A 20,076-nucleotide genomic window follows, 5' to 3' on the forward strand; every position below is an offset into this window, starting at 1 on the left:
AGCCAACGACTAATGTGAAGACCACCGCACACTGCCATCCTCCCCATAAAACGTCTCGACAATCTCCTCCCCCGCCAGCTGCACCTTCACATACCCGTTCAACACCCGCTCCGGATACGCCTCGTCCCCCGCCAATTGTGTTTCCGACCACAACACCCGAGGATGCCCGTTCAACTCGCTGGTGGTGCCGTAGGGAATCGCTCCATGCCCGACGCAACGTGCCTGCAGCCCGCCTTGCGGCGCATAGCAGATGCCGTTGTGCAGATGGCCCCAATACCAGTAATCCGGCTCACGCCCCAAGGCGTCGCACACCGGTTGGTAGAGCGCGGTCTTGTGGTGTCCGGAAATATCAAAACCCTGGTGATGACTGAGCACCATCAGTTTCTTGCGCTTGGGCAGGCTTTTCATCCACTCGATCTGCTGGGTGTTGAGGGTGCCGTCCATGTACAGGTTCATCGCGTCCGAAGCGTAGGCGCTGTCCAGGCCAACCACCAGCCAGTCATCGTTGTACAGGGCGAAGTAGCTGGTGCCTTGCTGCACCGGAAAGCGCTTGGCCAACTCCCGGAAATAACCGTGGGCGCCGCTGTACATCTCGTGATTGGAATTGAGCGTGAAAGAGCCGTGCCTGCCCTGGGGCCAGCCGGCCATGTCGACGTCTTCCTGGGAGTGGGTGCCGGCGTAATAGACGTCCCCCAGGTGAATGGTGAAATCGGCCTGGGCCAGTTGCATCTGGTTGGCGACAGCCACAGCGGGTGCGTGACTGTCGAACGGGCCGGTGCCCCAGTCGCCGGCAATGGCCAGCACCACGTCATTATCCATTTTCACCAGCGCCGGGGTGGTAGCGAACGGTGCGTGGTGACGCAGGTTCTCGATCCACTTGAGCAGCGCCTCGCTCCACAACAGGTCCAGCAGCTCCCATTTACGGCAACCGAGCAAGGTGCCGTCCTTGAGCACTCGGGTTGGCAGTTCCTCTTCCTTTTGCGGCAAAGGCGTGGCGTTGCCGATTTTCAGAATCGACAGGCCGTGGGCCAGTTCCCACGGCACGGCCGGTTCATCGTCGGGCAAATCACCATGATCAATGACATGCCGGGCTTGAGCGTGGCCACGCTCGAGCAGCTTGACGATGGCCTGGAACTCCTCGGGCTCCAGGTCGTTGACGAGTTTTTTCCAGGACATTTCCAGCCGCGTGACCAACCCGTGCAAGCGGACCTTGACCTTGTCGAACTCATGTTCCCAATGGTGCAGTAATGACATGTGAACGCTCCTTCGTTTTGCCCCGGACTACAGGGTCTTCATGAATTCGATCAAAGCCCGCTTGTCGACGTCCGACAGCTGCGTGCCGTACAGGTGGCCGCCGTTGTGGTTGCCTTCGAGCCACGTGTCGTATTTGAAATCCGCCGACGCCTTCATCTGCGCGCCGCTGGTGATGAAACCAACCTTCTGCGGGTCGTAGATGTCGGAGCCGGTGTAGAACACTTGCGGGCGCTGCTCGGGTGTTTGCAGCAGATCCCACAGGGTCGGCACCGAACCGTTATGCAGGTACGGCGCGCGCAGCCAGATGCCGTCGGTGGGCGTGTTGCTGTAGCTCTGGGTCTTGCGGTAGGCGCCAAAGTCGAACGGCGGTTTCTTGAAACCATGGAACGCCGCCACCAGCCCGGTGGTGAAGGAATTCAGCCGATGGGGATCGGTGCCCAACTGGTCGATGTTGGTGGTGACCTGGCCGGTGTCGCTGCGGCCGAAGTCGTGGCAACCGGCACAGTTCTGCTCCCAGATCGGTTTGCCCTGGGCGACTTTCGCCTGATCCAGGGCGAACGGCCAGGCCGGTGGTTTGTGGCCCAGCAACCAGTTGGTCACCCGGTTGAAGCTCGGCGGCAGCACCGATTCCGGCGTCGCGCCCACGGCCATGGCTGCGGCGTAGTTGCGTTCGTGGATCTTGTTGTTATTGCCGTCCCAGTGCAGGTACATGGACTCGCGGGGTTTCTGGTTCCACACCTGCGGCAAGTCCACGGTGCCGATGGTGGAGTCATCCGGGAAGCCGAAGACCACCATCTTGGTCGGGTTGAACGTGTCGGTCCGCCCCGGCCCCTGGGCCGGACGCAGCTTCTGCCAGGCGTACGCCTGTTTCTGCTTGAGCAGCGCACTCTTGGCCATCGGAATGATCAGGTAGCGGTTATAGAGCTTTTCGAAGAACCCCAACTGGAACTTGCCGTTGATCGCCGCCATCACCGCGTCCGGGGTGAATTTCGGATCGCTGGCACACTCGTAGGCGAACCACTGGAAGGCTTGCAATTGCAGGGTATTGGCCGGCGCGGCGGCGACCGGCACCGCTACGTCAGTGGCATTGGCCCGGTAGGAACCGGTGTGGCACAGCGCGCAGTTGGGCTCCACCGTGGGGTAACCGAGCTGCCGCTTGGCCATGCCGATGGGCAAGTCGTTGCCGTTTTCATAGAGGAAGCCGAACACCTCATAACCGCCTGGCTTGGGCAGTTTTTCCGGGCACATCTGTGGCAGCACGGCGAACAGGTAGTAGGGAATCCGCGCTTCGATGCCCAGGCCGATGGCGGCGTATTTGTAATGATCTTCGTCGGAGGCGAAGTCCGGCTGCGGCACCTCGCGGATCATCTGATACCAGGTCTGGTAGCCGATGAAGCCAAGCACCAGCAGCACAATCAGCGCGCCTACCTTGAAGCCATGGCTTTGCCAGCGATGTGCCCAGCCTTGACGCCATTCGCGCCAGCCGGCCCGGAGCAAGGCCAGCGGACGATTGGCCGCCGGGCTGCCCAGATACAACAGCACGCCCAGAATCAGGAACATGCTCAGGTCGCCCATCAACATTGGCACGAACAGTTGGCCCTGGTTGTTGGTGTTGATCAGGTAGATCCAGAACACCACCGCCACCAGACGCGACAGCACGCATAACCACGAATGCACCACGAAACGCGGCGCGTTGAACCCCGAGGGCATGTAGAACAGGCTGATCCCCACCAGCAACATGCCGGCGTTTTCCAGCCATGGATCGGACAGCACCGGCGGCAGGCCAAGCATGGACGTCAGCAACGCCGGCGCGAACAGCGCCGGGATCGCGAAGACCATGTTCATGACGATTCCGATCCAGATGATGCGTTGGAACCAGCGGATACAAGTGTTCATGGCATCCTTTTCCTTATTCCTGACTCACCACAAAACCCATGTGGCGAGGGAGCTTGCTCCCGCTGGGCCGCGTAGCGGCCCCCAAGACTTCAAAAGCGACGACTGCTTCGCAGCCGAGCGGGAGCAAGCTCCCTCGCCACGGGATAGTCATACTTCAACCGTGCGCCGTCTTCTCCAGGTGCCCGAGGATGATCGGATACACATCCACCACCGCGTCCTTGCCGAACATGCAGTCGATGTGGCCGTAGCCGGGGACCTCATGACGGCTGAACAGCTGCGGACCGTGCATCTCGCATAACCGTTCGTAGGTCTTGAGGGTGCTCTGCGGCAAGTAGCACTGGTTGTCGGCGCCGCTGATGAAGCAGATCGGCAACTTCAACCGATCGAAATGCGGCATGTAGACGTCGTTGCCCTTGAAGTCCACCAGGTGCCCCTTGCGCACGATCAGCGCCAGGTGCTCGAAGGTCTGGATGTTCGACTCGCCGAACAATTCATGCAGATTGTCGTGCAGGGTTTCATTGAGGGTGTCGTGGCGGTACAGCGACGCATACATGAACGTGATGCGGTGGCAGACCGGATTGGTGCAGTAACCCTGGGCCTCGATCCGCGCGTAACCGTTGAGGGCCTTGTCGTAGAGTTTGTTGAACCAGCTTTCCTTGGTGTCGGCATAGGCCGTCATGGACTTGATGCCGATGGCATCGAGCATCCCCGGCAAATGCAAACCGGCCTTCAACCCGGTGGCGGTGGCGACCACCGTGTCGGCGGCGATCTGCGAGCAGACCACCGAGCGCACGCCCTGCAAGCCCGCCAGCATCGACATGAAGAACGTCGTCGCGCCGTAGCAATGCACCACGCATTGCACGTCACGAGCCGAGGTCGCCTGCTGGATCTGCCCGATAGCGGCCTTGAAGTCGTATTGGGCCACCTGATCGCCGTTCCATTCGTTTTTGCTCGCTGGGAGCAGGATACTCACCCGCAAATCCAGCAGCCAGACGTCGTACTCGTGCTTGCACAGGTACTCCAGCAGGTTGGTGTGGATGGTGTCGGTGGAAAAGATATTCGAGCCCACGCCCAGGCCATGGACCAGCATCACCGGGCCCTTGCTGCCTGCCTGGTAGCGCGTCAGGCGCAGCTCGACGTGGTCTTCGGTCTGGAAGAAATGCACCACCGGGGCCGGTGCATCCAGCGGCCGTTTCAAGCGCGGCGGCGCGTCCGGATTGAAATAGACGTCGCCGGCGAATACCCCGCCGTAGCTCTCCCACAGGATGCCCGCGAAGAACTTGCCGAATCGCGCAAGCGCCTCCACCCGCTCACGCTCGTTGCGAGCGTTGAGCACTTTCATGGTGGTCATCTGCTTGGCAAAATCCGCCGGCAGGATGTGCATCACCCCCGAGCCGAGCACCGCGCCAGTCTTGTCCGGCCCGCGATAGAGCGTGACGTAGAGGGTGCTGGTGTCGTGCCAGATGTTCAGCACGCCGTTGTCCTCCGGCACAGTCTTGAACGCACTGAAGAAATAGTCGCTGCCGTCTTCGGCGGTCAGTTTCATGTCGTAGTTCATGTGCCGCACGCCGACCTGATCCTGATACTGCTCGAACAGGTTGAACACGCCGTTGCTGGCGACCAACGGCTTCGCCGACAGCAGGGGGGCATCGAGGGTACCCACCAGGGTCGCAGCGTGCTCCGGCTCCTTGATCAAACGATCAAGGTCGGCAGCAGTGATGGTCAGCGTAAATTCGATGGGCGAGTTGTCAGTCTTGCCGCGCTTGGCAGCTTCCTCGTAAAGCGGCAGGTCGGTGCCCTGGGGCTGGGTAAAGGCGCTGGAAAAATAGCCCTTCATGGTTTCGGTGAATTGCACACCGAGGGTCGGCGCCGCCACTGGTTTGCGCGGGGCCGACGGCAGCGTGTAGTCGATCAGCCAACCGCGATCGGCCGCCAGCAGGCCCATGTTGCGTTCACTCACCGCTGAAATGGTCAGCAGCGGATTGACCGCCAGGGACGTCGGGATCACCGAGCCGTCCGTCACGTAAAGACCGGAATAGACGTCGGTGCCGCTGGCGCCACTGAATACCTGCCCCTTGTGATTGACCACGCCTTGGGCGGCGTCCTCGCCCATCACGCAACCGCCCAGTGGATGGACCGAGACAATGCTGTGCTTGAGCAGCTTGGTCCAGATCGGGTTTTCGACCCAGATCCCGCCCAAGGCCTTGGTGCTCTGGTGCAGACGCTCGTTGCCGAGGGTAACGTTTTCCTGCTCGCCGACACCGGACCAGTCGATGCGCAGCTGGTCCTTGTTATCGAGGACCATGCGGCCCTTGCCGTTGTCATGGCTCATGATCAGGTAGGTCTGCATGTTATGCAGCGCGCCGTAGTACGGCCCGCGCAGGAAGCTTTCGGCTTCGCGCCCCTTGTACCTGAGGGCGGCACCAAAACCGGTGTCGGTGGGCACGCCGATCATCTCGGCGAACGCCGCCATGCTCGGCACCATGGCCCGGCCGAGGGCGCCGGGGATCGAACCTTCTTCAATGACCATGCGGCTGCGCCAGTCGCCTTCGGTGCGCATGTCGATCACCGAGGTGATGCACGGCCCCACCGGCTCCAGCTCCTTGGCCGAATGAGCGCCAAAACCGATGCCGTTGATGACCTGGTCGCAGTTGTGGCCGAAGCCGAGGATGTCACCGTTGCCGCTCATGTTCTCGCCCAACTGGGCAGACATCGACAGGCCCTTGTCCCGCGAGCGCAACATGATCTCGGTGGAGCCCAGGGTACCGGCGGACACCACCACGATATCGGCGCGCACGAACAGCGTTGGCGCCGAGAACATTTCACGACCACTGTCCAGGTACTGGAAATGCACGATCCAGCCGTCGCCATCGCGCTCCAGGTGCCGCACCTCAGCCTGGCAGAAAATCTCCGTGCCATGGTTCCAGGCGTCCGGCAGATAATTCATCAGCGTGGTGTTCTTGGCCTTGTTGTTACAGCCCGAGACGCAGTCGCCACAGCCATTGCACGGCAACTGCTCGACGCCGACGTGGTTGAGGTTGTTCGGCAACTTGTCGAAAGTTACGTTGATCGGCGGCTTGTAGAAATGCGCGCCCTGCTTGAGGTAATCGGCGGACTTCTTATGGGCGTCGAGCTTGGACAGGTTCGGCGAGGACGCAGGATAAGGATTGGGCTTGAGCATTTCCCGAGCCCGCGCGTAGCCCTCCTGGAGCAGCGTGTCGCTGTGCTCACGCATCGCCAGCGGCCAGCGCGGATCCTCGAACACGCCGGGCTCTGCTTCCAGGGCGACGTTGGCGTTGATCAGTGACGTGCCGCCCAGGCCACACCCGACCACCACGTTCTGCTGGGCGTTGACGTGCAGGTCGAACAGCCCGGTGCGCGAACCGATGTGGCCGTCGGGGTCGTGCACCTGCAACTCCTCGGTGGCAGCGAGCAATGTATTGGGGTATTCGCCCGGCTGGATTTCCCGGCCACGTTCCAGCAGGCAGACCTTGCGCCCGGCCCGGGACAGGCGCGACGCAGCAATGCCGCCGCCGTAGCCGGAACCGATGACGATCACGTCGTAGTGTTCCTTGATTTCACTGATGGGGGTCGATATCCGTGTCATGTTCAAGTCCTCTCAGGCAGAAGGGGCAACTCTGCGGTTGCCTGTAGTTTCAAGGCGCGCGAACGCCTGGCCGCTATCCCGTATGGGTTGGAGCGGCAGTCAACGGTGATGATGGGAGGGAAACTCAGGCGCTATAGGCGTGCACGCTGATTGGCGGCACGCCGACCGTTGCGCCGGGGTAACGAGGTCATAGGGGTGGGCATGCACGTCGGGGTTGAAGCGGGATACGAATTGGGGGGCTTGCTATCCATCATGCGTTCTCCCTGAACCGGCATGGATAAAGTCGCGCTGTCCTTGTGCCATGAGTGAAGACAGGCGACACCCATACGTCAAGGCGGTTCCTTAGAACTGTATGAAATTTGATCTATCACGTTCCGCGCTAAGCCTGCCGTGACCTGTAGCGTTCGACGAACAAGTTATCCACATGACAACCCACAGCTAATGGGGACAAGTGATGAGGTGATCTGGATTTTGTGAGGGCTAATGTGAATAAAATCCGTGACTTATTCGCAAACAGTCGTTTCATGGCTGATTGACCAGTTTTTGATCAATACGCCGTAAGCCCCACACAGCGTGGCCTGGAGGACAGAGCGAACATGTTATCCACAGAAGCGCCAACAGCGTTTGGGGGTAATTTGACGATTTTGTGGAAAACAGGCTGAGCAGCCACCAACCCGGTGTTATTGCGGTGGTTTTTATACCTGAAGTCGATGATTGATCATTAATCGATCAACTCACTGGAAGCCCCGTACTGCATGGGTTGCAGCGTTGAGCGAACATCTTATCCACAGAAGCGCCAACAGAGATTGGGGGCAAGTCTGACTTGGCATGCTGCGTTGCTCGCAGACAAAAGCTAATGAAAACCGCCAGTTAGACTGGTTGTTATTTGAGCGAAGGTCTACAGAGAGCAATTTACATGGGTTGCAGCGAGGGGCAAACAGGTTATCCACAGCTGGACACACAGGGTTTGTGGGTAACCCTCCCACAACACCGGGCTAGGCAGGAGATAGCGGGGCTCCACCAATCCCCTGTAGGAGCGAGCCTGCTCGCGAATGCGGTGGAACTGCCATGCAACGGTGACTGACGAAATGCATTCGCGAGCAGGCTCGCTCCCACAGGGTTTTCGGTGGTTCTGGATCTAGCGAACCACCCCTTCCTCCACCAGCAGCTTCAGAATCGCCTCGGCCCCCGCCTCCGGGGTGACACCCTTGAGCACCTGCCCACCTCCACCGCTGGCCTTGGCCGTGGCGGCTTTCATGCGGTCGGCGCCGCTCTTGGCCTTGATGACCTTCAGGCGCTTGGGCCGTGGCTTGGCCGGTTGCAGGGTTGCCACCGCCAGCAGGCTGTCGTCGACAACTTCGACTTCTTCCCCCTGCAACGCCCCACGCCGCGCCGGGCCATAAGCGCTCTGCCGTGGTTTCGGCGCGGCGTTATCCACAGTGGCCAGAAACGGCAGACGCACCTTGAGCCGACGGCGCTGACCGCGGGGCAAGGCTTGCAGCACCAGGGCCACGCCGTTGTCGATGGATTCCACCTGGGCCAACCCCACCACCAACGGCCAACCGAGGTTTTCCGCCAACAGAAACGGCAGCATGCCCGAGCCTTCACCGGTTTCCGCCTGGCTGCCGGTGAGCACCACTTGGGCGCCAGCGTCTCGCAGATATTCGGTCAACGCCGGCAACGCATCGGCGCCCTCCGGATTATCCAACACGTGAAGCTCATCCAGGCCCATGCCCAGGTAGGCGCGCAGTGCCGGTTCGGCCACGTCGCCGGCATGCAGCACTTGCAGTTCATTGCCGGCCAGTTGCAGGCCCAGCTCCACGGCGCGGGCGTCCTGTTCGGCGCGCCGGGGCCGACCAGAGGTCGGGTGGGCGCCGATGGAGACGAGGCTGATCACTTGGGTACTCATGAACATTTCCTTAGCTTAAGCCGCATCGCGCCTGGCTTCGTTGCGGTAAGCCTCTACCGCCGCGATCAGGGCCTGGAGAATCGCCGCGCTGTCGCCGATCACCGACAAGTCCGCGCGCTTGATCATGTCGCAGCCAGGATCAAGGTTGATCGCCACCACCTTGTCGCAGGCACCGATGCCCTGCAGGTGCTGGATCGCCCCGGAAATCCCCACGGCCACGTAGACCCGTGCGGTGACCCAGGTGCCGCTGGCGCCCACCTGGCGATCGCGGGCCATGAAACCGTCGTCCACCGCCACCCGCGAGGCGCCTTCGGTCGCGCCCAAGGCCGCCGCGGTTCTGTGGAAAAGGTCCCAATCCTTGACGCCGTTGCCGCCGGAGAAAATGAATTCGGCCTCGGCCATCGGGATCGCGCCCGGATCCACCGCCACCGCACCAAGATCCTCGATCCGCGACAAGCTGCGCGCCACGCTTGTGGATAACTCCACCGGCAAGGCCTCGTGGCGGGTCTCGCTAACCGGCTCGGCGCATTCGGCCGCTGCCAGGATCAGTCGCGCCAACGGCCGAGCCAAGTCTTGCAGACCCGCACCGGCACGGCCGATGCACTCTTCGCCCTTGACCTGCCAGACACGAGTGGCCGGGCGTTCGCCCAAAGCCGCGGCGAAGCGCCGACCCAGTTCACCGCCTCCGCTGCGGCTGTCAGGCAACAGCCAATGGCGAGGGTTGAACTGGTTATCCACAGCCCGCAGGCCTTGGACCCGTTGTTCCGGTGCATAACCGCTGAATTCCTCGCCCTCAAGCACCAGCAAGCGGTCGACGCCCGCCGTGGCGAAGGCATTCTCTTTATGCTCGCCGAACACCACCGCCAGGACCGCGCCGTCCGCGCCCGCCAATTGATGGGCGAGGCCCAACAGGTCGCGGTCGTGACTGCTGAGACGGCCACCGACCATGTCCGGGACCACGCTGATGTAAAACGCCGGTTGCGGCACCTGATGCAGCGGTAGTTGCACTTCAGTGGTCGCAGTGCGCTTGGTCGCGCCGCCCTGCTGGGCGCCGCTGCGGTCGATGCGCTTGATGCCGTTGGGGCCGATGAAGCCGACCCCGTGGACGTTCTTGCGAATGACGCCGTTAGGGCCCATCCAGCTGTGCTGCACCGGTTGCATGGCCGCGTGCAGCGGGTGGAGCCGGTTACGGGCGATCCACTCGGCGCGAGGGTCGCGGCGGATGATGTCGCTCATCAATGCACCTCCGCAGGTTCACGTTTGGCCGGAGCCACCGGCTTGCTCGGGGTCGTATCCTCGAGCAGCGCATCGGCCACCAGTTCGGCAATGTCCTTGATCATTGGTCGTGGTTCGACCACGCCTTCCAGCATCGCGGTGCACTGTGGACAACCCACGGCCACCAGTTCGGCGCCGGTTTCGCGGATGTCTTCCATGCGCATGTCAGGAATACGCTGCTTGCCCGGGATGTCGGTGATCGGCGCACCGCCACCGCCGCCGCAGCAACGGGAACGGAAACCGGAGCGCTGCATCTCCTTGACCTCGATGCCCAGCGCACGCAGCACCTGGCGCGGAGCCTCGTATTCGCCGTTGTAGCGGCCCAAGTAGCAGGGGTCGTGATAAGTCACGCTGTCGCCCTTGTGCTGGCCGAGGTTCAGCGCGCCGGCGTCGATGATTTCCGCCAGATAGGTGCTGTGGTGCTGCACCAGGTAGTTGCCATCGAAGGCGCCGTACTCGTTTTTCAGCACGTGGAAGCTGTGGGGGTCGCAGGTGACGATGCGGTTGAAGCGGTATTTGGCCAGGGTCTGGATGTTGCGCTTGGCCAACAGCTGGAACGTCGCTTCATCACCGAGGCGCCGGGCCACGTCGCCGCTGTCGCGCTCTTCGAGGCCGAGCACGGCGAAGTCGATCTTCGCCGCCTTGAGGACTTTGACGAAGGCGCGCAAGGTGCGCTGGTTGCGCATGTCGAAGGCACCGTCGCCGACCCAGAACAGCACGTCGGTGGATTTCTTCTCGCTGAGCAGATTAAGGTTCAGGTCCGCCGCCCAGTTCATCCGCCCGCCCGGGGCGAAGCCGCCAGGGTTGTCGGTGGCGATGAGGTTTTCCAGCACCTCGGCGCCCTTGTTCGGCGTGGCGCCCTTTTCCAGGGTCAGGTGCCGGCGCATGTCGACGATGGCGTCGACGTGCTCGATCATCATCGGGCACTCCTCGACACACGCCCGGCAAGTGGTGCAGGACCACAGGGTCTCGGCGTCCACCAGACCGTTGACGATCGGCTGATGTGGATTACCAGCGTGCTCGCCAACGGGTTTGCCTGGGTAAGGACTGCCGGCGAACTTCGCATCGGTGCCGCCGGCCAGGCCGACGACCATGTCCTGGATGAGCTTTTTCGGGTTCAGCGGCTGGCCGGCGGCGAACGCCGGGCAGGCCGCTTCGCACTTGCCGCACTGTACGCAGGCGTCGAAGCCGAGCAACTGGTTCCAGGTGAAATCCTTGGGTTTCTCCACACCCAGCGGTGCGGCGGGGTCGTTCAGGTCCAGCGGTTTGAGGCCGGTGGAACGGCCGCCACCAAAACGTTCTGCACGGCGGTGCCAGGCCAGGTGCAGGGCACCGGCGAAGGCGTGCTTCATCGGCCCGCCCCAGGTCATGCCGAAAAACATCTCCGAGACGCCCCAGAGCACGCCCAGCCCCAACAGCGCCACCAGCAACCAGCCACCGAAGTCCGCCGGCAGAATCCCGGCCACCGGCAAGGTGACCAGGAAGAAGCTGATGGAAAACGCGAACAGGCTTTTCGGCAGGCGCATCCAAGGGCCCTTGGATAGCCGCGAGGGCGGGTTGCGACGGCGCAGGGCGATGAAGATCGCGCCGCTGAACATCAGCAACGTGGCGAACAGCAAGGCATAGCCGAGGATACGGTTCTGCAGGCCGAAACCGTGCACCAGGATTGCCAGCACCGCCGCCAGGACAAACCCACCCGCCGTCGCGACGTGGGTATTGGCGATGTATTTGTCCCGCGCCACCACGTGGTGCAAATCCACCATGTAGCGCTTGGGCATGGCGAAGAGGCCACCGATCAGGTCGACTTTCGACGGTCGGCCCCGGCGCCACATGTTCACCCGCCGCAAGGCACCCAGGGCCGCGAGGCCGAGGGCTGCGAACAGCAGGATTGGAAGAAGGGTGTTCAACATAGGTGTTGCTCCCAAAGGCCTCAGGGTCTTGCAGGCCAAACTGCGTGGATGCCTTGCCCGATTCCTGTGGGAGCGAGCCTGCTCGCGAAAGCGCTGGATCAGTCAATCCAACAGTGACTGACAAAATGCATTCGCGAGCAGGCTCGCTCCCACAGGGTTATCCACAAGCCGTTAGAAATCCTTGCACAGCCGCAGGGCGTCGTAGATGGCCGCGTGGGTATTACGCTGGGCCACGCAGTCGCCGATGCGGAACAGCAGGTAGCCATCGCCACTCTGCTCAAGGCACGGCTGCGGCTTGATCGCGAACAGGGCTTCGACGTCGATCTGGCCCTTGTTGCGCGAACCCTCCTTCAGCGCGTAGTAGATTTCTTCGTCCGGCCGCACGCCGTTCTCCACCACCACCTGGTCCACCACGCGCTCTTCCTTGGCGCCGGTATATTCGTTCTCCAGCACCGCTACCAGCTTGTCGCCTTCGCGGTAGACCTTCTCCAGCATCATGTCCCCGGTCATGATCACTTCCTTGGGGTACATGCTGCGGTAATAGGTCGGGAACGACGTCCCGCCAATGGCCACGCCCGGCTTGATGTCGTCGGTGACGATTTCGACCTGGCTGCCCTTGTCGGCGAGGAAGTCGGCCACCGACATGCCGGTGAACTCGCAGATGGTGTCGTAGACCAGCACGTTCTTGCCCGGTGCAACCTTGCCGTCGAGTACGTCCCAGCTGCTGACCACCAACCCTTCGGCGGCGCCCCAGTGCTCGTTCTGCTCGACGTTCGGGTGGCCGCCGACGGCCAGCACCACCACGTCCGGACGCAAGTCCATGATGGTTGGCGCATCCGCCGCCACGCCCAGGCGCAGATCGACTTTCAGCCGCGCCAGCTCCAGCTGGAACCAGCGGGTGATACCGGCGATCTGGTCCCGTTGCGGGGCTTTCGAGGCGGTGGTGATCTGTCCGCCGATGAACTCTTTCTTCTCGAACAGCGTCACGTCGTGCCCACGCTCGGCGGCCACGCGCGCCGCTTCCATCCCGGCCGGGCCGGCACCGACCACCACGACTTTGCGTTTCGGCCCGGTGGATTTCTCGATGATGTGCGGCACGCCCATGTATTCACGGGAGGTCGCGGCGTTCTGGATACACAGCACGTCCAGGCCCTGATACTGGCGGTCGATGCAGTAGTTGGCGCCGACGCACTGCTTGATCTGGTCGATCTGGCCCATCTTGATCTTGGCGATCAGGTGCGGATCGGCGATGTGGGCGCGGGTCATGCCGACCATGTCGACGTAGCCGCCCTCGAGGATCCGCGTGGCCTGGTTCGGGTCCTTGATGTTCTGCGCATGCAGCACCGGAACCTTGACCACTTCCTTGATACCGGCGGCCAGGTGCAGGAACGGTTCCGGTGGATAACTCATGTTCGGAATGACGTTGGCCAAGGTGTTGTGGGTGTCGCAACCCGAGCCCACCACACCGATGAAATCCAGCATGCCGGTGTCGTCGTAGTACTTGGCGATCTGCTTCATGTCCTCGTGGGACAAGCCGTCCGGGTGGAACTCGTCACCGCACAGGCGCATGCCCACGCAGAAATCGTCACCCACTTCGGCGCGCACGGCCTTCAACACTTCCAGGCCGAACTTCATGCGGCCTTCGAAACTGCCGCCCCACTCGTCGGTGCGCTTGTTGACCCGCGGACTCCAGAACTGGTCGATCATGTGCTGGTGCACGGCGGACAACTCGACACCGTCCAGGCCACCGGCCTTGGCCCGGCGCGCGGCCTGGGCGTAGTTGCCGATCACCCGCCAGATTTCTTCCGGCTCGATGGTCTTGCAGGTCGCACGGTGCACCGGCTCACGCACACCGGACGGCGACATCAGGGTCGGCCAGTTGAAACCGTCCCAGCGCGAGCGACGGCCCATGTGGGTAATCTGGATCATGATCTTGGCGCCATGCTTGTGCATGGCGTCGGCCAGGTTCTGGAAGTGCGGGATGATGCGGTCGGTGGACAGGTTCACCGAACTCCACCATTCCTGCGGGCTGTCGATGGCAACCACGGACGAGCCGCCGCAGATTGCCAGGCCGATGCCGCCCTTGGCCTTCTCTTCGTAATATTTCACATAGCGGTCGGTGGTCATGCCGCCGTCGGTGGCGTAGACCTCGGCGTGCGCGGTGCTGAGCACGCGGTTGCGGATGGTCAGTTTGCCGATCTGGATCGGCTGGAACATTGCTTCAAAAGCCATGGCGCGATCCTCGACTTACAACGGCTTGACGATGAACAGGCCGTCGTCGTGGCCTTCTTCGGAACCGCCGTAGACCTGCTCAGCCACGGTGCGGATCTGGCTGCCGCGAGCGGCGAGAATCTGATCCATGGCGCCGGCGAACCAGCCGGTGAACATGTAGTCGACCTTGCGCCCGACCTTGCCGTACACGTAGACGAACGCCGAATGTTCGAGCTTGACGCTGGCAGTGCCTTTATCCAGGTCGATGTCCTGGATCTTGAACAGGCCCCAGCCACGCTGGGACAAGCGCTTCATGTAATGCTCGAACACCGCGACGCCTTCCAGGCCGTGACATTCGGCTTCTTTTTCACACCAGTGCCAGGCGGATTTGTAGCCGGCCTTGTAGAGGATTTCGGCGTAGGCATCGGCGCCCAGCACTTCCTCGATGCCCATGTGGTTGTTGACGAAGAAGTGCCGCGGCACGTACAGCATCGGCAGGGCGTCGGAGGTCCAGACACCGGTTTCGCTGTCGACTTCGATTGGCAGTTGCGGGGCGATCTTGGCCATGAAAACGTGACTCCGGAAATTCGTGATGTGCCTGCGGCGCGAGTGGCCGCAGGTAAAGGATTCGGTGACGCGGCGGGGTTTATTCGCCCCAGACATCTTTCAAAACGTTCACCCAGTTCTCGCCCATGATCTTGCGTACCACACGCTCAGGATGGCCGCGCTTGAGCAAGGTCTCGGTCAGGTTCGGGAACTCGCCCACGGTGCGGATGCCCAGGGGGTTGATGATCTTGCCGAAGCTGGTCAGACGACGGGCATAGCCCTTGTCGTGGGTCAGCATCTCGAAGAAATCCTGGCCATGGCCCTGGGTGAAGTCAGTACCGATGCCGATGGCGTCTTCACCGACGATGTTCATGGTGTATTCGATGGCTTCGGCGTAGTCGTCGATGGTCGAATCGATGCCCTTGGCCAGGAACGGCGCGAACATGGTCACGCCGACGAAACCGCCGTGGTCGGCAATGAACTTCAATTCCTCGTCGGACTTGTTGCGTGGGTGCTCTTTCAGACCGGACGGCAGGCAGTGGGAGTAGCAGACCGGCTTCTTCGATTCGAGAATGACTTCTTCGGAAGTCTTGGAGCCAACGTGGGACAGGTCGCACATGATGCCGACGCGGTTCATCTCGGCGACGATTTCACGACCGAAGCCCGACAGGCCGCCGTCGCGCTCGTAGCAGCCGGTGCCCACCAGGTTCTGGGTGTTGTAGCACATCTGCACCACGCCGACGCCCAGCTGCTTGAAGATCTCGACATAGCCGAGCTGGTCCTCGAAGGCATGGGCGTTCTGGAAGCCGAAGATGATGCCGGTCTTGCCCTGCTCCTTGGCGCGACGGATGTCGGCGGTGGTCTTCACCGGGATCACCAGGTCGCTGTTTTCGCGGATCAGTTTCTGGCTGGCGACGATGTTGTTGATGGTGGCCTGGAAACCTTCCCACACCGACACGGTGCAGTTGGCTGCGGTCAGGCCGCCCTTGCGCATGTCTTCGAACAGGTCACGGTTCCACTTGGCAATGATCAGCCCGTCGATAACGATGCTGTCGGCGTGCAATTCGGCTGGGCTCATCAGGCAGTCCCCTTGTTGGCGATTCATGCGCCGAATCGTGTGCCGGCGCTTTGGGGCCAGCATATGCCTGAGGGCCGTCGCGACCGGGTGCAAAAACGACAGGGGAATTGCCGAAAGCGTCAATCCGCGACAATGGGCTGCGACAGGCCCACCCTGCCCATCTGTTCTTTACCCGGCGCTTGCGCCAGAATCCGCTGCACCACTGGATTCAACCGGACTCGAGCGACAACCGATGAAATCGATTTTCTTCGCCCTGGCACTGATCAGCACCGTCGCCCACGCGACCGAAGACACCGAACCCAACCCCTGCGACGAAGTTGAAAACGACGTCCAGACCCTGGCCTGTTCGGCCTACGGCAAAGCCGCCGCCGAACAACTGCTCAACGAAAACCTGCAAAGCCTCAACGAACGCCTGCAAACCCGCTACGCCAGCGACAAGGCCCAGCTCAACGACATCACCGCCAAGATCAAGGCCGCCCAGCAACTGTGGCAAAAGCAGCGCGAAGCCGACTGCGCGATCGCCGCCTTCCCGGCCAAACCTGGCAGCGACGCCTACAAAATCGCCGAAAACGACTGCATGGCCCAGGTGAGCGATGACCGGTCGGAGTTTTTGGAGTCGATTGGGCAGGAGTGATGCATTAAGAAGCCGTTCAGCACGGTAAGCTGTGTGCATCTTCGGTAAAGGGATTCACATGAAAACTTGCGGCATCGAAATCAAAGGCAGCGAAGCGATCATCGCCGTTGCCTCGCTGGACCATCAGGCGTTAAGCCACGTCGCGCTCAGCACCAAGAAGATCGCCCTCGACGACGATGACGAAGCCGCCAACGTCAAGGCCTTTGCCGCGCAGGTTCGGGCGTTCGTGACGGACAACGGCATCGAACGCATCGCCATCAAGAAGCGCAGCAAGAAAGGTGAATTCGCCGGTGGGCCGACCACCTTCAAGATCGAGGGCATTTTCCAGTTGCTGGAAGGTTGCGAGGTGATGCTGCTGTCGCCGCAGACCATCAACGCGCAGAGCAAGAAACACGACTTCGCCCTGCCGGCGACGCTGAACAAGTATCAGCATGAGGCGTACAAGGCAGCCTGCTCGGCACTGATGAAGAAATAGACCTTCCCAGCCGAACACAGCACCCCGTGGCGAGGGAGCTTGCTCCCGCTGGGCTGCGCAGCGGCCCCGAAACCCGGCACCCTGGTGTGTCAGGTTGATTGAGTCGATGACATTGGGGCTGCTCCGCAGCCCAGCGGGAGCAAGCTCCCTCGCCACGGTGTACTTCCAGACTAATAAAACCTGTCAAACCACCTCCCGCTCATCCCCCTGCCGTCGCCGATCCTCCCGTGGACACCGGGCAAAGCGTGCCCGATAGCTGCGGGTGAAATACGACGGCGACTCGAACCCGCAGGCGATGCTCACCTCCAGCACGCTCATGTCGGTCTGACGCAGCAGTTGCCGGGCCTTTTCCAGGCGCAGGCGCAGGTAGAAGTTGCTCGGGGTGTCGTTCAGGTGCAGGCGGAACAAGCGCTCCAGCTGACGCCGCGTCACGTTGATCGACTCGGCCAGGGCCAAGGTGCTCAAGGGCGGTTCGCTATGGGTCTCCATCTCGCCAATGACCTGCACCAGCTTCTTGTTGCGGATGCCATAGCGCGTGGCGATTTCCATGCGCTGGTGATCCTTGCGCGGACGAATGCGACCGAGCACGAATTGCTCGCTGACCTGGATCGCCAGCTCCGGGCCGTGGGCCTGGCCGATCAGGTCGAGCATCAGGTCGATGGAGGCGGTGCCGCCGGCGCAAGTGATGCGACGGCGGTCAATCTCGAACAGTTCCTGGGTCACGCCGAGCTGTGGATAAGATTCCTTGAACGCCTCGATCGCCTCCCAGTGCAGCGTCACCCGGTGTCCATCAAGTAGCCCCGCCTCGGCCAGGACCACGCTGCCGGTGTCGATACCGCCGAGGATCACACCTTCATTGTCCAGTCGATGCAACCAGCGCTCCAACGCCGGGCTGGCAAATTTCAACGGTTCGAAACCCGCCACGACCCACAGCGTCGCACCCTTCTTCAGCGGCTCCAGCGCGGCGTCGGCGTTGACCGACATGCCGTTGCTCGCCAGCACCGCACCGCCATCGGCGCTCAGTACATGCCAGCGGTACAGCTCGCCGCGAAAACGGTTGGCGACCCGCAAGGGCTCGATGGCCGAGATGAAACCGATGGCCGAGAAACCCGGCATCAACAAGAAATAGAAATCCTGGGACATGGAGCGCACTCGGTTGACGGGCAGCGTGCGGACCTTGATACGCCACTTGCAAGCGTCCTTCAAGCGCACAGGTCGCTGCAGTGCAAGAGCAGGTCGCCGCTGTGCGTTTTGCGCGGGGCCCGGCTGCGTACTTTGGCATCACCGGCGCGCAGATGCCGGAACCCATAACAACAAGCTGCCGAGGAACCTGACAATGAAACACCTGATCAGTTACTGCGTTCTTGCAATCAGCGCCACGTCTCTCCTGAACCAGGCTGCCCTCGCAGCCGAACCCGCTGCCTGCCAGAACGTGCGCCTGGGCGTGGTCAACTGGACCGACGTCATTGCCACGAGCGCCTTGACCCAAGTGATGCTCGATGGCCTCGGCTACAAGACCAAGCAAACCAGCGCCTCCCAGCAGATCATTTTCGCCGGCATCCGCGACCAGCGCCTGGACCTGTTCCTGGGCTACTGGAACCCGCTGATGACCCAGACCATCACCCCGTTCGTCGAGGCGAAGCAGGTCAAGGTGCTGGAGCAGCCGAGCCTGAAGGACGCCCGCGCCACCCTGGCCGTACCCACTTACCTGGCCGACAAGGGCCTGAAGACCTTCGCTGATATCGCCAAATTCGAAAAAGAGCTGGGCGGCAAGATCTACGGCATCGAGCCCGGTTCCGGTGCCAACACTCAGATCAAAGCGATGATCGCCAAGAACCAGTTTGGCCTGGGCAAGTTCCAGCTGGTGGAGTCCAGCGAGGCCGGCATGCTCGCAGCGGTGGACCGCGCCGTGCGGCGCAAGGAAGCCGTGGTGTTCTTCGGCTGGGCGCCGCACCCGATGAACGTCAATGTGCAGATGACCTATCTCACCGGCAGCGAAGACGCCCTCGGCCCGAACGAAGGCATGGCCAGCGTCTGGACCGTCACCGCGCCGAACTACGCCGAGCAATGCCCGAACGTCAGCCGCCTGCTGAGCAACCTGACCTTCAGCGCTGAAGACGAGAGCCGGATGATGCAGCCGCTGCTCGACCACAAGGACCCACTGGAATCCGCCCGGCAATGGCTGAAGGACCACCCGCAAGACAAGCAGCGCTGGCTCGAAGGGGTGACCACTTTCGACGGCAAGCCGGCCATAGACAACCTGAAACTGACCAGCAATTGATCAACCGTTATCCCTCTGCGCAGCTCCAAAGGGCTGCGCGGTGACTCACCACGCCTGAAGGAATCCGCACCATGAACCACGACGTCATCATCACCTGCGCACTCACCGGTGCTGGCGACACGACCGCCAAGAGCCCGCACGTGCCGGTCACCCCGAAACAGATCGCCGCGGCGGCCGTCGAGGCGGCCAAGGCCGGCGCCACCGTGGTCCACTGCCATGTGCGCGACCCACAGACCGGCAAGTTCAGCCGCGACGTGGCGCTGTACCGCGAAGTGATGGAGCGCATCCGCGAGGCCGACGTCGACATCATCGTCAACCTCACCGCCGGCATGGGCGGCGACCTGGAAATCGGTGCGGGGGAAAATCCAATGGAATTTGGCCCCAACACCGACCTGGTGGGTCCGCTGACCCGCCTGGCCCATGTCGAGGAGCTGCTGCCGGAAATCTGCACGCTGGATTGCGGCACCCTGAACTTCGGCGACGGCGACACCATTTACGTCTCCACCCCGGCGCAACTGCGGGCCGGCGCCAAGCGCATCACCGAATTGGGGGTCAAGGCCGAGCTGGAGATCTTCGACACCGGGCACCTGTGGTTCGCCAAGCAGATGATCAAGGAAGGCCTGTTGGACAACCCATTGTTCCAGCTCTGCCTGGGTATCCCGTGGGGCGCGCCGGCGGATACCACCACCATGAAGGCCATGGTGGACAACCTGCCCGCCGACGCGGTGTGGGCCGGCTTCGGTATCGGCCGCATGCAAATGCCGATGGCGGCACAGGCCGTTTTGCTGGGCGGCAACGTGCGGGTCGGGCTGGAAGACAACCTCTGGCTGGACAAAGGCGTGCTCGCCACCAATGGACAACTGGTGGAGCGTGCCGGCGAAATCCTCAGCCGCCTCGGGGCGCGTGTGCTTACGCCGGCTGAAGGCCGCAAGAAAATGGGCCTGACCCAACGCGGCTGAGCCGAACCTACTTATCCCCCTTTGTGGGAGCGAGCCTGCTC

General features: G+C 62.2%; 14 protein-coding genes. 4 read left to right on the forward strand and 10 right to left on the reverse strand.

Annotated elements, in window-relative coordinates:
• Positions 1–9: 9 nt before the first annotated feature.
• The 9 genes from M1E16_RS25380 to M1E16_RS25420 all read right to left on the reverse strand — a co-directional run bounded on the left by M1E16_RS25380 (position 10) and on the right by M1E16_RS25420 (position 15,686).
• Positions 10–1,254 carry a metallophosphoesterase gene (locus M1E16_RS25380; protein WP_434696581.1) on the reverse strand — a complete coding sequence of 415 codons (1,245 nt, stop codon included), beginning with the start codon at positions 1,252–1,254 and terminating at the stop codon, positions 10–12.
• A gap of 27 nt (positions 1,255–1,281) precedes the next feature.
• Complete coding sequence (locus M1E16_RS25385) at positions 1,282–3,150, reverse strand: c-type cytochrome (RefSeq protein WP_458128665.1); 1,869 nt, start codon at positions 3,148–3,150, stop codon at positions 1,282–1,284.
• Positions 3,151–3,304: 154 nt separating this feature from the next.
• A complete protein-coding gene (locus M1E16_RS25390) occupies positions 3,305–6,757 on the reverse strand; it encodes a GMC oxidoreductase (RefSeq protein ID WP_458128666.1) in 3,453 nt (1,150 codons plus the stop codon).
• A gap of 1,138 nt (positions 6,758–7,895) precedes the next feature.
• A complete protein-coding gene (gene etfB / locus M1E16_RS25395; protein WP_458128667.1) occupies positions 7,896–8,666 on the reverse strand; it encodes an electron transfer flavoprotein subunit beta in 771 nt (256 codons plus the stop codon).
• A gap of 15 nt (positions 8,667–8,681) precedes the next feature.
• Complete coding sequence (etfA, locus tag M1E16_RS25400; RefSeq protein ID WP_458128668.1) at positions 8,682–9,902, reverse strand: electron transfer flavoprotein subunit alpha; 1,221 nt, start codon at positions 9,900–9,902, stop codon at positions 8,682–8,684.
• Positions 9,902–11,851, reverse strand: coding sequence for a dimethylglycine demethylation protein DgcB (dgcB, locus tag M1E16_RS25405; protein ID WP_458128669.1), 1,950 nt, complete (start codon positions 11,849–11,851; stop codon positions 9,902–9,904). The genes etfA and dgcB overlap by 1 nt, the downstream gene beginning before the upstream one ends.
• A 171-nt stretch (positions 11,852–12,022) precedes the next feature.
• Entirely contained in the window at positions 12,023–14,083 is a 2,061-nt protein-coding gene (dgcA, locus tag M1E16_RS25410; protein WP_305498294.1) for a dimethylglycine demethylation protein DgcA, read from the reverse strand.
• Between the two features lie 15 nt (positions 14,084–14,098).
• Entirely contained in the window at positions 14,099–14,629 is a 531-nt protein-coding gene (locus M1E16_RS25415) for a DUF5943 domain-containing protein (protein WP_018612374.1), read from the reverse strand.
• Positions 14,630–14,708: 79 nt separating this feature from the next.
• Complete coding sequence (locus tag M1E16_RS25420; protein WP_030139307.1) at positions 14,709–15,686, reverse strand: dipeptidase; 978 nt, start codon at positions 15,684–15,686, stop codon at positions 14,709–14,711.
• A gap of 232 nt (positions 15,687–15,918) precedes the next feature.
• On the opposite strand from M1E16_RS25420, the gene M1E16_RS25425 reads away from it, so the two are divergent.
• Together M1E16_RS25425 and M1E16_RS25430 are read left to right on the forward strand one after the other, a co-directional pair.
• Positions 15,919–16,320, forward strand: coding sequence for a lysozyme inhibitor LprI family protein (locus M1E16_RS25425; RefSeq protein ID WP_434655090.1), 402 nt, complete (start codon positions 15,919–15,921; stop codon positions 16,318–16,320).
• A 58-nt stretch (positions 16,321–16,378) separates the two neighbouring features.
• On the forward strand, positions 16,379–16,795 hold the full coding sequence (locus M1E16_RS25430; protein WP_458128670.1) for a DUF3010 family protein: 417 nt from the start codon (positions 16,379–16,381) through the stop codon (positions 16,793–16,795).
• A 183-nt stretch (positions 16,796–16,978) separates the two neighbouring features.
• Here the strand turns inward: M1E16_RS25430 and M1E16_RS25435 are convergent, their stop codons facing one another.
• The gene (locus M1E16_RS25435; RefSeq protein WP_434627534.1) at positions 16,979–17,938 is read right to left on the reverse strand and encodes a GlxA family transcriptional regulator; all 960 of its coding nucleotides are present in this window, start codon (positions 17,936–17,938) and stop codon (positions 16,979–16,981) included.
• A 193-nt stretch (positions 17,939–18,131) separates the two neighbouring features.
• On the opposite strand from M1E16_RS25435, the gene choX reads away from it, so the two are divergent.
• Both choX and M1E16_RS25445 read left to right on the forward strand, forming a co-directional pair.
• Positions 18,132–19,076 (forward strand): choline ABC transporter substrate-binding protein, encoded by a 945-nt coding sequence (choX, locus tag M1E16_RS25440; protein WP_458128671.1) that lies wholly within the window; start codon positions 18,132–18,134, stop codon positions 19,074–19,076.
• A gap of 71 nt (positions 19,077–19,147) precedes the next feature.
• Complete coding sequence (locus M1E16_RS25445) at positions 19,148–20,035, forward strand: beta-keto acid cleavage family enzyme (protein ID WP_305498288.1); 888 nt, start codon at positions 19,148–19,150, stop codon at positions 20,033–20,035.
• The last annotated feature ends 41 nt before the right edge of the window (positions 20,036–20,076 follow it).

This window comes from Pseudomonas sp. Z2-11, assembly GCF_054161305.1.